The sequence below is a fragment of the Rhodococcus sp. ARP2 genome, from assembly GCF_001029585.1.
Classification (GTDB): domain Bacteria; phylum Actinomycetota; class Actinomycetes; order Mycobacteriales; family Mycobacteriaceae; genus Rhodococcus_F; species Rhodococcus_F erythropolis.
Genome location: NZ_LEKE01000086.1, coordinates 244779 through 259622 on the forward strand (window position 1 = coordinate 244779; position 14844 = coordinate 259622).

Genomic DNA, 14844 nt, shown 5'->3' on the forward strand with positions numbered 1-14844 from the left:
GAAACCTGTTGAAGAGCATCACGAACGGCCGTCCGATCTCGGTTCAGGCCCCTTCACCGCCTGCACCTTGCGACGCAGTTCGGCGGTTCTCGGGTTGTTCTCACTGAGCGAGCCCATGTACACCATGCCGCTCAACGCCTTCGGGTCCGCCAAAGCCCAAGATGCGGGCTGGTTCCCGATGGAAGCGAGTGAGAAGCGTTGCGTCTGTGGGGTGATCTTCGACAGGGTGTTGTGCGCGAGGATTTCGAAGTGCCCGCCGATACTGGCGACCAGAATCGCGTCCGGTTCGGTTTCCGCGAGACGTGAGACCTGTGCGGTGATGTCCGCGGCATCGACCGGCGCCTTTTCAACGCCCGTCACTCTCGCGCACTTCTCGAGCGCCGGCCGCAGGGTCTTGATGATTCCGTCGATGGACGCACTCGCGTCACCGAGAATTCCCAGGGACTTGTACCCCATCTTCTCGAAAGCCCCGCAGTACACCTGGGCGTACTGCTTCAACGAGTTCGGAATCATGAACGAGTAGTCGTTGTCGGGCGCCGAGGCAAAGGCGTCGCTGAGAACGACCGGAGCTATCGCGGGAATCTTCGACTGCTGGAGAATCGACTTGGCCTGCAGCACCGACCCGCTGCCGGTGGCGAGGATGACCGCACTTGATCCGTGATCGACCAACTTCCGAATGATCGACGGGGTCTTGGTGGGACTGCTCTCGTCATTCTCGACAACCAATTCGACCTGCTTGCCGTTGATTCCGCCGGCCTGGTTGATCAGGTCGACAGTCATACGCACGGTCTTGCCGGCGATCGTGCTGTACGACGCACCGGGCCCGGTGGAGTCCTCGTCCAAACCGATGACGATGGTGTCTTCGGGAATGACACCGGCAGATGCGCACGCGCTCGCCCCGAGGACCACTGCCGCGCAGACGGCAATCGCCTTTCCGAGTCTCACATCAATCTCCCGTCCAAACTCTGCTTGGTAAATCAAACAAGCGCTTGATTTATGAGTGTGGACAGAAGTATGCACTGGGTCACACCGATAGTCAAAATTCGAACTACACGCGCAGGAACTGCGGTGCTACGGCTTCTGCAGCTGCCGGATCGAGGAGCTGAGTTCGCGAATGACGGACTTCAATTCGTCGACGTCCGAACGGAGTTCGGCCATTTGGGAGTCAGAGCGGAGTTCTGCAAATTCGGAGGCAGGAGATACGGTCTGCGCTTCCTTCTTCGCCGTGCGCCGCGCAATGCGTGCCACCGGCTCGCCGTCGACGGAACGTGCGGCGAAGCCGTCCAGGAAAACCGAAATCAGATTGCGCTGCAGATCATCCGCCAACTCGGAAAGCTGCGGGCGATACTGCGCGACGGTGGACCAGACGGATTCACGCAGGAGACGGTGAAACTGTTCGGGATCGATGTCTTCCCGAAACTCCGCGTCGGCAATTCCGCGAGCGATAGCCGATCGCCAGTAGCTGTGTGCCTTCTGAACCAGGATGGTGATGGGCGCGTCCGCCGGTTGCGACGAAAGTATGGCTTCTCCCTGATAGACCTCCGTCGCATACGGGTGATCCACCGCCGAGGCAAAAGACACCGAGACCATCGTTGCCAGGCGATCTCGGGCCGAACCTCCCGGCTCGATCGAGTCTTCGTACCTGACGTTGAGGTCTTCGAGAAACCGGACGACGATCTCGTTGGCTATCGCATCCTTGGAGTCGAAGTAGTGGTAGAGGCTGCCGGAGAGAATCCCGACTTCGTCGGCGATGTCGCGTACCGTCGTCGCGGCGATTCCCCGCTCACTGAACAGCCTGGCCGCATGAGCGAGTATTTCGTCCCGTCGGGTCGAGCGCACGAGAAGATCCTTCCGACGTTCCGATCGTCAAGCGAGTGCTTGATCAATTTCTCGTCGATGCTAACACCGCACCCTCGCTGACCTGCGGTGTGAGGTCCTGGACATCCAATCGAAACACCGGACACACACTTGTCACCGACAGTCATTCCACCGCAACAACTTCCACCTACTCTGTGCACTCGACGAATACAGCGTTGTATACGCACTCCGGATACAGATCTGTCAGAGCCATTGTCTGCCAGAGCCATCGACACGAAAGGCCCGTACATGCGAACCTTCTCGAAGCGCACCCTTGCCGCGCCGGCCGCTCTCGCCGCGCTGGGCTTGGTTCTCACCGGCTGCGGAAGCAAGGCGACAGACACCGCATCGGGAGATTCGACGGCTACGTCGTGCGTCGACACCTCGGGGGACACGATCAAGGTCGGTTCTCTGAATTCACTCTCGGGCACCATGGCCATCAGTGAAGTGACGGTCCGCGACTCCATCTCGTTGGCGGTGCAGGAGATCAACGATTCCGGCGGTGTGCTGGGCAAGAAGATCCAGATCGTGGCAGAGGACGGCGCGTCGGAGCCGACAGTGTTCGCCGAGAAGGCCGAGAAACTGATCAGCAGCGATTGCGTCGCAGCAGTTTTCGGTGGCTGGACTTCCTCGAGCCGCAAGGCCATGCTGCCGGTGTTCGAGGACAACAACTCCTTGCTCTACTACCCGGTCCAGTACGAGGGACTGGAAGATTCGAAGAACATCTTCTACACGGGTGCAACGACCAACCAGCAGATCATCCCGGCTCTGGATTACCTGAAGGAGAAGGGCGTCAAGTCGCTGTATCTGGTCGGCAGCGACTACGTGTTCCCGCAGACCGCCAACCGCATCATCAAGGCCTACGCGGCAGCGAACGGCATCGAGATCAAGGGCGAGGATTACACGCCATTGGGCTCGACCGATTTCTCCACCATCGTGAACAAGGTCCGCACAGCCGACGCCGATGCCGTGTTCAACACACTCAACGGTGATTCCAACGTCGCGTTCTTCCGTGAATACTCGAATGTCGGCCTGAAGCCCGCCGACATGCCCGTCGTCTCCGTCTCCATTGCGGAGGAAGAGGTCGGCGGTATCGGAGTCCAGAACGTCGAAGGCCAGCTGACGGCGTGGAACTACTACCAGACCATCGATTCCCCCGAGAACAAGAAGTTCGTCGAGGCGTACAAGGCGAAGTTCGGCCAGGACAAGCCCACGTCCGATCCGATGGAAGCGGCATACACCTCCGTCTACCTCTGGAAGAACACCGTCGAGAAGGCCAACTCGTTTGCGGTCAAGGATATTCAGGACAACGCCGACGGTGTGACCTTCCAGGCACCCGAAGGACTCGTCACCATCGACGGCGACAACCACCACATCACCAAGACTGCCCGAATCGGCGAAATCCGTTCCGATGGACTGATCTACACGGTCTGGGATTCGGGACAGCCGATCGAGCCGGATCCGTACCTGAAGAACTACCCCTGGGCCGAGGGACTCGGGAGCTGATCGACGAAAGGCGGAATTGACGGAATCGACGAGTAGAGAGGTGGAGCGTCTGTCATGGATGTTGTGATCGGACAGTTGTTCACGGGTTTGAGTATCGGATCGATTCTCCTGTTGGCAGCGTTGGGATTGTCTCTCACGTTCGGGCAGATGGGTGTCATCAACATGGCACACGGCGAGTTCATCATGGCCGGCTCGTACACCGCATACGTAGTGCAGCAGGTGATCTCGAATGCAACGGGATCGTTGATCATTTCTCTGCTCGTCGGTTTTGTCGTCGGCGGACTGATGGGTGTCGTGCTCGAAGTGGTACTGGTATCGCGGATGTACCACCGACCCCTCGATACCCTGTTGGTGACATTCGGCGTCGGATTGATCCTTCAGCAGTTGGCGCGCGACATCTTCGGCGCGCCGGCAGTCAATGTTTCGGCGCCGAGCTGGCTTTCGGGCGGGGTCGATATTTTCGGCGCCGTGGTACCGAAAACCCGCATCTTCATTCTGGTGTTGGCGATCGCAGCGGTGATCGCGCTTTCGGTCGCACTGAAGCAGTCGTCGATGGGTCGACGCATCCGGGCCGTCGTGCAGAATCGCGATCTGGCCGAGACGAGCGGAATCTCCTCTCGTCGTACGGACATCACGACCTTCTTCCTCGGTTCCGGACTCGCCGGCGTCGCGGGTGTCGCGTTGACACTCATCGGTTCCACCAGCCCGACCATCGGCCAGTCGTATCTGATCGACGCCTTCCTGGTTGTTGTCGTCGGCGGTCTCGGTCAGATGAAGGGAGCCGTGATCGCAGCCTTCGCCCTCGGCATCTTGAACTCGTTCATCGAGTACTCGACGACAGCGTCGATCGCGAAGGTGATCGTGTTCGTCATCATCGTCGTCTTCCTTCAAGTTCGGCCGCAGGGCCTGTTCGCAGTCAAGACGAGGAGCCTCGTATGAGCATCCTGAACAATTCCCGAATTCGGGTGTGGGGCGGTTTTGCACTTGCCGCGATCGTGCTGTTCGCCATCGCTCCGGCTGTGCTCTCGGACTTCAGGCTGTCACTGTTGGCCAAATTCCTGTGCTTCGCCATAGTCGCTGTCGGCATCGGCTTGGCTTGGGGCAGAGGCGGAATGCTCACCCTCGGCCAGGGCGTCTTCTTCGGAATCGGCGCATATGTGATGGCGATGCACCTCAAGATCGCCGATGCCGAACTCAAGGGCGACGCGGTACCGGACTTCATGTCCATCGCGGGCAAGACCGAACTTCCGGGATACTGGCAACCGTTCGCCTCGCCATTCGTGGCGATCTTCGCCATCCTTTTCCTGCCGGCCGCTGTTGCCTTTCTCCTCGGACTCGGTGTGTTCAAGCGGAGAGTCAAGGGCGCATACTTCGCGATCCTCTCGCAAGCACTCGCCGCGGCTTTCGCGATCCTCTTGATCGGCCAGCAGTCGATCGGTGGCAGCAACGGCCTCAACCGCTTTCGCACGTTCTTCGGTTTCAACCTCAACGATCCGGCGAACAAGCAGATGTTGTTCTTCATCGCCGCCGGAGTTCTTCTCGCATCGGTCGCTCTGATTCGCCAGCTGATGAACTCCCGATACGGCGAACTCCTCGTCGCCGTCCGCGATCAAGAGGAGCGCGTACGTTTCCTCGGATACGATCCGGCGAACATCAAACTGGTCGCCTACGTGACCGCGGCGTTCCTCGCCGGTATCGCCGGTGCGCTTTTCGTTCCGATCGTGGGCATCATCTCCCCCGCCGACGTCGGGATCGTTCCGTCAATCGCCTTCCTCATCGGGGTCGCGATCGGTGGCCGCGCAACGCTTCTGGGTCCGGTACTCGGTGCGATCGGCGTCGCTTGGGCGCAGTCGACATTCTCGGAGAAACTCCCTTCGGGATGGATCTACGCACAAGGGTTGATGTTCATCGTCGTGGTCGGGTTCTTCCCGGCAGGTGTGGCCGGATTGTTCGCCCTGATGCGCCACCGCAAGAAGCGTGAGACCCCGGCCGACCCGCCGGTCAAGGTCTCCCAACCCGAACCAGTGGAGGTGTCGTCATGACCAACACAACCGCCACCAGCGAACCCACACCGGCACTGGGCGGCAACGCCGGAATGTCGTCCGAGTACCTCGAAGTACGGAACCTTTCGGTCAGCTTCGACGGTTTCAAAGCCGTCGACGGCGTCGACTTGACCCTCATGCAGGGCGACCTCAGGTTTCTCATCGGCCCGAACGGGGCTGGAAAGACAACGCTGGTCGACGCCATCACCGGACTCGTTCCCGCGACGGGTTCGATCACGAAGTCCGGCGAGCAACTACTCGGCAAGAAGGTTCACAAGATCGCCCGCCTCGGCGTCGGGCGAACCTTCCAGACGGCAAGCGTCTTCGAAGAACTCTCGGTGCTGCAGAATCTCGACATCGCGGCGGGAGCCGGTCGCTCGGCGTGGAACCTGCTCCGAAGGCGCAAAGGTGTGCTCCCCGAGATCGAGGAGGCTCTGGAGACAACCGGCTTGGAGCACCTCAGAGACACTCCCGCGGGCATTCTGGCGCACGGGCAGAAACAGTGGCTCGAAATCGGAATGTTGTTGGTGCAGAACTGTTCCGTGCTACTACTCGACGAGCCCGTCGCTGGGATGAGCCTGGAGGAGCGCGAGGAGACCGGAAACCTTCTGCGCCGCATCGGCGGTGCACGAACCGTCGTCGTGGTCGAGCACGACATGGACTTCATGCGATCGTTCGCCACGTCCGTCACAGTGCTCGCCGCTGGGAAAGTACTCGCCGAAGGAACTGTGGCGGAGGTTCAAGCCGACCCCAAGGTGCAAGAGGTCTATCTCGGCACAGCCGCTGCCGGAACCGATCTCGGCGCCGACACCGAACCGACCCCGGAGGACTGAATCATGCTCGAGCTCGTCGACATCCGCGCCGGCTACGGACGCACCGAAGTAATCCACGGCGTATCCTTACTGGTTGCCAGTGACGGGGTTGCGGCAGTCATGGGTCACAACGGTGCGGGTAAAACCACCTTGCTGCGCGCCGCCGTCGGTCTGATCAAACCTACGCGGGGAAAGGTACTTCTGAACGGTGAGGACATCACCGGACTACGGCCGAGCGCCCGCGTCGCTCGCGGACTTGCCTACGTACCGCAGGGTCAGCAGTCGTTCGGACAACTGACAACTGCCGAGAATCTTCGGGTGGTCGCCGACGGGCGCAAACGCGGAAAGGCACTCATCGCAGAGGCATTGGATCTGTTTCCCGCGCTCACCACACTCCTCGACCGTCGCGCGGGACTTCTCTCCGGCGGGCAGCGCCAACAACTTGCCATCGCCCGCGCTTTGATCACCGAGCCCAAGATCCTCATCCTCGACGAACCAACCGAGGGCATTCAGCCCAACGTGGTCGCCGAAATCGAAAGAACCGTCATGGAACTCACCGAGCGCGGCGATCTCGGTGTCCTCCTTGTCGAGCAGCACATCGGTTTCGCGCTCCAATCTGCTCAGCATTACAGCATTCTCGCGGCCGGACACGTGACCTCGACCGGTGAGGGCGGCACCACGTCCACCGAGGCGGTTCGTCGAGCGATGGCAATCTGACATGAGTGTGCGGCCGCCGCTGCGCGAACAGGTTTACCGGTCGATCCGAAACGATCTGATGTCCGGTCAGATCGCGCCCTCGGAACGACTGGGCGAGCAACGCCTGGCCCATCTCTACGGTGTCTCGCGAACACCGGTGCGCGAAGCGCTCGCAAAGTTGGAATCCGACGGGCTGGTCGAGCGCGACGAACATGGACTCTTTCCGTACCGACCGCACCTCGACGAGTTGGGTGGCCTCTACGAGCTGCGCATACTCCTCGAGGTGCACGGGCTTCGTCGGGTACTCGACGGTGAGGCCCCCGCTCATGATCGAGACGCGCTCGGTTCCGAACTCGACAAGTGGTACGCATTTCTCAAACAGATGCCGGTACCGGACGCCGGTTTCGTGACGCTCGACGAGGAGTTCCACATCGCGCTCCTCGCCTCGTCCGGAAACCACGCGTTGGTCGACGCCTTGCAGGCCGTCAACTCGAAGCTGCGCCCCGTGAGGATGTTCGACTACCTGACTCCCGACCGTATGAAGGCCACCGTGGAGGAACATATCTCCGTCGTCGAACTGGTTCTGGACGGCAAGATTCCGCAAGCGCACGAGGCACTGGTATCGCACATCGACATCTCTCGTGCGGTTGTCCTCGACCGTGCTCGTCAGGCCCTCTCGTTGGCCGCCATGGCCAATGCCGTGCGTAATTGATCAGCGTCGTGTCGCTGACTTCAGGGTGACGACTTCGGTGACGCGGTCTCTCGTCAGGGGGATCCTGAGGTACTCCCCCGGTGCGGTTGGCTTCGGGCCGAGTTCAGAACCGGGGACCGTACCCGTTGTGCCGTCCGAGCATTCGACTGCAACTTCGCTCGTGTAGTCCGCATCAGGCGCAACGTCGCAGGTGAGTCCGTCATCCGTGGTGAAGGCGGAGATACTCGAACCGACGGGCCCCTGGATTACTGTCCAGATTGGGTCCGCCGGAGCCGGTGTACTCGTGGTTGGTGTAGCCGTCGTTGTCGGCGTTGCTGTCGATGTCGGCGTTGCTGTCGATGTCGGGGTTGCTGTCGATGTCGGGGTTGCTGTCGATGTCGGCACAGACGCGGTGGTCGTCATCCCTGCAGTGTTCTCAGCTGCTGTGGTCTCAGCTGCTGTGGTCTCAGCTGCCGTGGTCGAAGAAGTCGTCGATGACGGGGGTTCGCTCACCGAAGTAGGCGTCGGGCTGACCGCACGCGCAGCAAATCCGGTTGCGAGGCTCAGCGGCGTGACCGGGTATGTCGCGGTGCCAATTCCGCATTGAGCCGTTACAAGATTGAACGTCACGTTTGTGGTGCCCAGTATCTGCGCCCCCAGAATCGCAAAAGCTGCCATCGAAAGACTCACGCTCAGCGTCGATTGCGCCGTTGTTGCCGTGGACGTTCGCGTGCTCACGAGCTTGATGTTCGTGTATTGAATCGTCGCCAAGCCAGCGGCGTTCACAGTGGCGTCCGCCCCTGTCACCGTCACCGATCCGTTCTCGGCAGGCTGTGGAATCGTGAGGACGCGAGATCCCACCGTCACCTGATTCGTGGGGCTACTCGCCGATACCGATGCCCTGTTCGAGGTATCGCACGCAGCCCCTGCCGTAATCGGCGATGCCACAGTGACTATCGGCGCACTTACCAGATCAATCCCCAGTAGAGACAGCAAGTTCACTGTCACGGTCATCGAGGTGAGTGTCGACGTCGCATCGGTATCCGAAACAATTGCCGACTGGCAGCGGCCGCTCGCAGGCTGCCCGACCGAGTAGGCAGCGCACGACGAGATCGATCCGGTCCGGGACAACGAGTTGACGCCCAGCAGCTTTGCAACCACAAGATTGGTTGTGTCCAGGTCCTTTCCAATCGTGTTCTGTTGTGAGACACCTTCGAACATCGAACTGCCGAAAAGATCTATCACGATTCCGCCACTGGACAACCCGAGCCCGCCGGCGCCTCTGCCGTACCCACTCGTCGTCCATGAACCGGTGGAAATCGGACCGGTCACGTATTCGGAGTCTGTCCACGCCGCTTCGGTCTCTCCGAACAGTGGGTGAGACGAGAAACCGGAGCCCAGAACAACCGCAACTGCCAATACGATGACTGAGAACAGGTGGCGACGCTTCATTGCCTCCCGCCGTCCGGCGGTAGAAGAACCTGAATGGGTTCGGTTTTCGGTTCGGCCAATTCGGCATCATCGTCGTCATCGGTATTGCGCGGCCAGAATACCGCAACCACCAAAGCGGCCATGGTCAGCGTGATCGCCCCCAGAACAAGAGGATTCGAGAAGTAGACGATCACCCGCGCCAATCCCGGAACGTGCCAGAGCACCTTTCGGACCGTGGTGACCTCGTATACCGCGGGATCAGCCGAAGCGTTGGCATCACCCTTGAGATCGAGAATCGTGATGCCGTTGTCCTGGGTACGAGCGGAGACGACCCGGTGGGTCACCGGCAGTTCGGACACTCCCCGATCGACGGTGACGACGTCGCCCACCTCGACGGAATCTGCCGGTACTTCCCGCACAACTGCCAGAGATCCGGTCGGAATGGTCGGCGACATCGATCCGGTCTTGAACATGATCAGTGTGATGTCGAAGGCGACGGCACAGATCACCAAAGCGATACAAACAACCCCACCGGCAGCGAGAACCTGAAGGATGCAGTCCCCGATGATCGTGGGGACCGAACGCTTCTTCGTCCGGGCATGTGTTGCCCGGGCATGTGTTGGCATTGCAGCTCCTTCAGGGTGTTGCACTGAACTGCCAAGTGGGAGTTGCCGTTTTACCGATCAACGCCGAGTTACTCCAATTAGCCGAGGTTCCGGGCAGCGAAATCTCGAAGCACAGCGCCACCGCGGCGCCCGGGGACGCTCCACCGGCGGGTAGCGCGATGGCCCCGACTGCGGAACCAGTTGAGAGCGACGGAAACACCGTCGCACTTCCCACCACGAATTGTGGTGTTCCCGTGGAGAAGGCTGACGCATCACAGGTCGTCGACTTGACCACCCGATACCGAAGCGCCGACGCCAGAGTGGAGTCGCCGGCAACCGTGGCCGCCTGCAGAGTGACGGATGCTGCCGGCGAGACCGGCACTGTTCGAAGAGATATCGGGCCGTACGAGAACGCACCGGGGCGAATCAGGAGCGCCGAGGGTGTGTACGTGAAAACGCCAGGGGCACTAGATGAATGCGACGACCATCCACCACCGACGTTCGACTCGATTCCGAAGGTTCCGGTGCGAAACGATGCATCGCCCATCGTGCTGTCCACCCAACTGGCAGCCACGGTGGTTGCACCGATACCCAGGACGAGTCCCGAGGCCGCCAGTGCGTACACCTGACGCATTCGCCGTGTGACCACGCAGGCGTCAGGGGGTGGACTGGCCGGTGAACTGCCAGAGCAAGCGCCCGGTGTCCTTGCCCGACACGATCGAGGGGTCGACTCCGGCGGGCAGCGTGACCGCGAAGCACAGTTCGACCGGCACACCCGTGCCTAGCAAGGCGACATCCGAACCCGAACCTGCCGTCAAGGCCACCGGACTAGCTGTCGTGCCCACCCATGCTGTGCCTGCTCCAATTCCCGCCGCCGTGCAGGCCGTGGAGGAGACACCTCGATACACCGAGTACCGCAGGGCGGGTTTGAGATCGGCATCACCGCCCGTCGCACCGAGTAGTTGTACCGTCGCGCCGAAAGTGCTGGCCGTGGGACCGATCCGTAGCGCTACCGGCGCATATACCGTCGTTCCGGGTGCGAGTGTGTTGAATCCCGTGCTGAATTGGAAGTGGCCGGCGGAAGCGTCGACTTGATACTCACCCCAGGTCGTCAGTCCGTCGAAACTGCCCTGGAGATTCCAACTTCCCGTCTTGAACTGCGCGTCGCCGAAAACATTGTCTGTCCACGCTGCCAAGGTGACAGCGGCGCCGATACCGAGGACAAGTCCTCCGGCTAGTAATGCACGTACTTTGCGCTTGTTTACAGCCTTCCGATCAGTGGCCATGCTGGTCTCGATTCACTTGGAATGCGAAAGAACCTCCGATTCGGGAAATCTAGCCCCCACTTTCACCCGAAATATCCGAAATGACCGAAATTGAGACAAAGACTTGACGCCTTCTCCTCCTCGCCGCCATCTGTGGGCGTTGACCAGGGGGAAATAGGAAAGCCGGCCAGATGGTTGCACCTTCCAACGACGCTTGCGTTCTATTCGCTGAGAAAGGCTCCACCTCCATGGCCGTACCACTTTCCATCCTCGACCTCGCCCACATCGGGGACGACGAAACCGCCAAAGACAGCTTCGACGCCAGCGTGACCTTGGCGCAGCGTGCCGAGGAGTGGGGCTACAAGCGAATCTGGTACGCCGAGCACCACAACATGGGTTCCATCGCGTCTTCGGCAACCAGCGTTCTGATCAGCCACGTCGCCGCGAACACCAGCAAAATCCGCCTCGGCGCCGGTGGAATCATGCTGCCCAACCACGCACCGCTGACGATCGCCGAGCAGTTCGGCACCCTCGAGACTTTGCACCCCGGTCGAATCGATCTCGGTCTCGGCCGCGCGCCCGGTAGTGATCAGAAGACGATGCAGGCTTTGCGACGCGACCCGAGTTCTTCGGACAGCTTCCCGCAGGACGTACTCGAGCTTCAGGGCTACCTCGGCGACACCTCGCGCGTCCCCGGAATCAATGCCGTTCCCGGTAAGGGCACTCACGTTCCGCTCTACATTCTCGGATCGTCACTGTTCGGCGCCAAGCTCGCCGCGATGCTCGGCCTGCCGTATGCATTTGCCTCGCACTTCGCCCCCAACGCCCTGCGCGACGCCGTCGCAATCTACCGACGCGAGTTCAAGCCGTCGGAGCAGTTGGCGGAGCCGTACGTCATCGCCGGCGTCAACGTCATCGCCGCCGACACCCATGAGCAGGCTCAGCAGGACTTCCTCGCGGCCAAGCGTTCGCGCGTCAGTCTTCTTCTCGGGCGTGGACGCAAATTCACGGACGACGAAGCGGACATGCTGCTCGACTCCCCCGCCGGTCAGCAGGTTCTGCAAATGACCAAGTACAGCGCCATCGGCACGCCCGCCGAGGTGCGTGCGTACCTCGACGAATTCACCGAGCATGCGCAGGCCGACGAGCTGATCACGGTGTCGACCGGCACCAACCGCGAGGCATGGTTGCGCACGTTTGAACTCCTCGCCGACGTGAGCGATCTGGTGCCCGCCTAAGCTGCCGGTATGGGCGATCCATCCCGTCGCGGGTTCATCTCGGTACTGGCCGTACTACTTTCGACGGGTTGGGCCGCCAACCACTTTGCTTCGCTCATCCCGGTTCTCCGGGTGGACGAGGGCCTTTCGCATACCGTGCTCGACGGTGTTTTCGGTATCTATGCGCTCGGACTCCTACCCGGCCTGTTGACCGGTGGAGCACTGTCGGACCGCGTCGGCCGGGCTGTACTCGTCCTTCCCGGAGCACTCATAGCCTCGCTCGGAACCTTGATTCTTCTTCTCTGGCACGACGCGCCCGGGCTCATGGTCGGGCGCCTCGTAGTCGGTATCGGTGCCGGTCTGGCAATCGGCGCCGGTACCGCGTGGGCGGCCGACCTTCGCGGCAAGTCCGGAACCGTGATGGCGGGCGTCGTACTCACCTCGGGTTTTGCACTGGGACCACTGTTTTCGGGTCTGTTGGCACAATTTGCCGCCTTCCCACTCGCTACGCCCTTTGTCGTCTCGGCCGTCTTGTCGGTGGGTTCGGTTGCCGCGGCAGCTGTGTGGAGTCGTACTCCTGCTCCCACCAAAGCTGCGATGTTCACACAGATTCCCGACCGCGCAGAGCGGTCGGGAACCGGTGTGAAGGTCGCACTGCTCTGGGCACTTCCGTTGGCGCCATGGGTGTTCGCCAGCGCAACAGTGTCTTTCGTGACCATGACGGCCAGGCTCGGGGACCGCTACTCAGGTCCTCTCCTTCCGGGTTTCGCGGCGGCGCTGACTCTGGGTGCTGGAATCCTGGTTCAAACCGCTGCGCGCCATCGCAATTGGGGTCCTCAGGCCGGCACGGTCGGCGCCGCACTGGCGGCACTCGGATACTGCCTGGTCGCAGTCGGCGGCGCGCACCCCGCGCTCGGGTTGTTCATCGTCTGCGCGCTCGTCCTCGGTACGGCCTACGGACTGTGTCTGCGTGAGGGACTGCTCGACCTCGAGTCGCTGGCTCCCCCGGCCTCGCGGGGCGCTTTGACCGGGATCTTCTACGTCGGCACCTATCTCGGATTCGGACTGCCGGTGCTACTGGTTGTCATCGAACCCACGATGGGTCCGTCACTGCCGTTGGTGATCCTCGCCGCTGTTGCCGCCGTCGTTGCCGTGGTCCGATTCCGTCGATTGCGGTCGACCCAGGCTTCCACGTCACATCCGCGTCTCGAAGCCGCATCGGTCTGAACACCCGTTCGGACGGAGTTGGCGGTACTTGCAGTCGCAGCTACCCGGCGGTGTTAGCGTCGGAGGACCAGAAGGTAACTGCGTAGGGACACAGCACATGGGTAAGAGCGAGGCGGGCAAGGCCGAATCGGCCAAGAGCAGTGCCGACGATCTGACGGGTCGGCGCATCCTGATCACCGGTGCTGCCCGTAATATCGGTTCTTTGCTGGCCAGACGCCTGTACGACCGTGGTGCGTCCGTGGGACTGCTCGGCCTCGAGCCGGAACTTCTCGAGCAAGTCGCCACTTCCTGCGGCCGCGCGCCGTGGCAGTTGTGCGATGTCGCCGACCCCGAGCAGGTATCTCGCGGCGTCGACTACATCGCCGAGAAGCTGGGAGGCATCGACGTCGTCGTGGCCAATGCCGGCGTCGAGGCGAACTCGTCGATCCTCGGCGGAGACGTCGAAGACATGCGTCGCGCAGTCGAAGTCAACCTCATGGGCACGTACTACACCCTGCGCGCAGCCGGTCCCCACATCAGTCACGAAGATGGTTACGCCCTGGTGGTCGCCTCGGCCCACGGCGCGGCGAAGCACCCGTTCCGCGGACCGTTCGGTGCTTCGCGCGCCGGTGTCGAAGCGTTGGGCGACGCGTTGCGCCTGGAAATGAAACACCTTGGTACCAAGGTGGGCGTCGCGTATATCGGAGACATCGACACCGATACCACCGCACTCTCTTTCGACGGCGCTCGCGGAACCCTCGCCAGCGCCGGCACCACGACCGTCGCTGACGCCGTCGACGCGTTCGAGCGCGGTATCGTCGGCCGGAAGTCACGCGTACACGCGCCCCGCCGCAGCGCTGCGGTTCGCCACATCGCGCAACGAGCTATCGACCTCCGTCCCTCTCACATCCGTGGAGTCGCATGAACCCCCGCATCCCGCCCGGCCGATTCAAAGACCTCGGTCCGATCAACTGGGGAATCTGGCGTGTCCTGTCGAAGGCCGCCGGAGCACCCGACGCGCATCTGTTCAGCACCTTGGGGCGCACGGGTGGACTCTTCCGCGGTTGGCTGCACTACTCCGGCTCACTCATGCCCGGCGGCAAGATCTCTCGCCACGACACCGAACTGATCATCCTGCGGGTCGCGCACCTGCGGGACTGCGGTTACGAGATGGATCACCACATCAGGCTCGGCCGCAAAGCCGGAATCGACGCAGAAGAACTGGCCCGAATCATCGAGGGCCCTGGCGCTTCCGGGTTGAGTCCGCGTCACCGTGCGATCTTGACTGCGGTCGACGAGCTGGTCACCACCAAGGACATCACCGACAACACGTGGGGAACGCTCTCGCAGCATCTCGACGATCGTCGGCTGATCGAATTCACCTTGCTGGTCACTCAGTACGACGGCCTGGCCACCACGATCGGAACCTTGCGGGTTCAGCGCGACTTCTCCTGAAGTTCCGCGGCGGCCGTAACTCAGCTCTTACCCGAAGACATCTGGACGAAACACCTGATCA

At 61.6% G+C, this 14844-nt stretch carries 16 protein-coding genes; 10 read left to right on the top strand and 6 right to left on the bottom strand.

The annotated features are described in order from the left end of the window. Positions 1–18 precede the first annotated feature (18 nt). Positions 19–945, bottom strand: coding sequence for an ABC transporter substrate-binding protein (locus tag ABX74_RS23490; RefSeq protein WP_223257989.1), 927 nt, complete (start codon positions 943–945; stop codon positions 19–21). A gap of 126 nt (positions 946–1071) precedes the next feature. Further along, positions 1072–1839, bottom strand: a complete 768-nt coding sequence (locus ABX74_RS23495) for a TetR/AcrR family transcriptional regulator (RefSeq protein WP_047889784.1) — start codon at positions 1837–1839, stop codon at positions 1072–1074. Between the two features lie 267 nt (positions 1840–2106). Between ABX74_RS23495 and urtA the strand changes: the two genes are divergently transcribed. The 6 genes from urtA to ABX74_RS23525 are packed head-to-tail and all read left to right on the top strand — an operon-like array spanning position 2107 to position 7625. Then, positions 2107–3363, top strand: a complete 1257-nt coding sequence (gene urtA / locus ABX74_RS23500; RefSeq protein ID WP_019744446.1) for an urea ABC transporter substrate-binding protein — start codon at positions 2107–2109, stop codon at positions 3361–3363. A gap of 54 nt (positions 3364–3417) precedes the next feature. After that, positions 3418–4302, top strand: a complete 885-nt coding sequence (gene urtB / locus ABX74_RS23505; protein WP_003941514.1) for an urea ABC transporter permease subunit UrtB — start codon at positions 3418–3420, stop codon at positions 4300–4302. Continuing rightward, on the top strand, positions 4299–5405 hold the full coding sequence (urtC, locus tag ABX74_RS23510; RefSeq protein WP_021333894.1) for an urea ABC transporter permease subunit UrtC: 1107 nt from the start codon (positions 4299–4301) through the stop codon (positions 5403–5405). Before urtB ends, urtC begins: the two co-directional genes overlap by 4 nt. Next, a complete protein-coding gene (urtD, locus tag ABX74_RS23515; protein WP_019744448.1) occupies positions 5402–6238 on the top strand; it encodes an urea ABC transporter ATP-binding protein UrtD in 837 nt (278 codons plus the stop codon). The genes urtC and urtD overlap by 4 nt, the downstream gene beginning before the upstream one ends. Before the next feature lie 3 nt (positions 6239–6241). After that, positions 6242–6934: an urea ABC transporter ATP-binding subunit UrtE gene (gene urtE / locus ABX74_RS23520; RefSeq protein WP_047889785.1), complete on the top strand. Its 693-nt coding sequence runs from the start codon at positions 6242–6244 to the stop codon at positions 6932–6934. Between the two features lies 1 nt (position 6935). Beyond that, positions 6936–7625 carry a GntR family transcriptional regulator gene (locus ABX74_RS23525; protein ID WP_047889786.1) on the top strand — a complete coding sequence of 230 codons (690 nt, stop codon included), beginning with the start codon at positions 6936–6938 and terminating at the stop codon, positions 7623–7625. Here ABX74_RS23525 and ABX74_RS23530 read toward each other — a convergent pair whose 3' ends face one another. Genes ABX74_RS23530 through ABX74_RS23545 form a run of 4 tightly spaced genes read right to left on the bottom strand, consistent with a single transcriptional unit; the run spans position 7626 to position 10926 of the window. Then, complete coding sequence (locus ABX74_RS23530) at positions 7626–9056, bottom strand: hypothetical protein (RefSeq protein WP_047889787.1); 1431 nt, start codon at positions 9054–9056, stop codon at positions 7626–7628. Continuing rightward, positions 9053–9661: a signal peptidase I gene (locus tag ABX74_RS23535; RefSeq protein WP_030535532.1), complete on the bottom strand. Its 609-nt coding sequence runs from the start codon at positions 9659–9661 to the stop codon at positions 9053–9055. The genes ABX74_RS23530 and ABX74_RS23535 overlap by 4 nt, the downstream gene beginning before the upstream one ends. A 10-nt stretch (positions 9662–9671) precedes the next feature. After that, the gene (locus ABX74_RS23540; RefSeq protein WP_223257990.1) at positions 9672–10289 is read right to left on the bottom strand and encodes a hypothetical protein; all 618 of its coding nucleotides are present in this window, start codon (positions 10287–10289) and stop codon (positions 9672–9674) included. Between the two features lie 7 nt (positions 10290–10296). Then, a complete protein-coding gene (locus ABX74_RS23545) occupies positions 10297–10926 on the bottom strand; it encodes a SipW-dependent-type signal peptide-containing protein (protein ID WP_019744453.1) in 630 nt (209 codons plus the stop codon). Positions 10927–11153: 227 nt separating this feature from the next. On the opposite strand from ABX74_RS23545, the gene ABX74_RS23550 reads away from it, so the two are divergent. The 4 genes from ABX74_RS23550 to ABX74_RS23565 all read left to right on the top strand — a co-directional run bounded on the left by ABX74_RS23550 (position 11154) and on the right by ABX74_RS23565 (position 14783). Continuing rightward, positions 11154–12143 carry an LLM class flavin-dependent oxidoreductase gene (locus ABX74_RS23550; protein WP_020906723.1) on the top strand — a complete coding sequence of 330 codons (990 nt, stop codon included), beginning with the start codon at positions 11154–11156 and terminating at the stop codon, positions 12141–12143. A 9-nt stretch (positions 12144–12152) separates the two neighbouring features. Then, positions 12153–13349 carry an MFS transporter gene (locus ABX74_RS23555; protein WP_047889789.1) on the top strand — a complete coding sequence of 399 codons (1197 nt, stop codon included), beginning with the start codon at positions 12153–12155 and terminating at the stop codon, positions 13347–13349. 97 nt (positions 13350–13446) lie between these two features. Next, the gene (locus ABX74_RS23560) at positions 13447–14253 is read left to right on the top strand and encodes an SDR family NAD(P)-dependent oxidoreductase (RefSeq protein ID WP_047889790.1); all 807 of its coding nucleotides are present in this window, start codon (positions 13447–13449) and stop codon (positions 14251–14253) included. Further along, positions 14250–14783 carry a carboxymuconolactone decarboxylase family protein gene (locus ABX74_RS23565; RefSeq protein WP_047889791.1) on the top strand — a complete coding sequence of 178 codons (534 nt, stop codon included), beginning with the start codon at positions 14250–14252 and terminating at the stop codon, positions 14781–14783. The genes ABX74_RS23560 and ABX74_RS23565 overlap by 4 nt, the downstream gene beginning before the upstream one ends. The last annotated feature ends 61 nt before the right edge of the window (positions 14784–14844 follow it).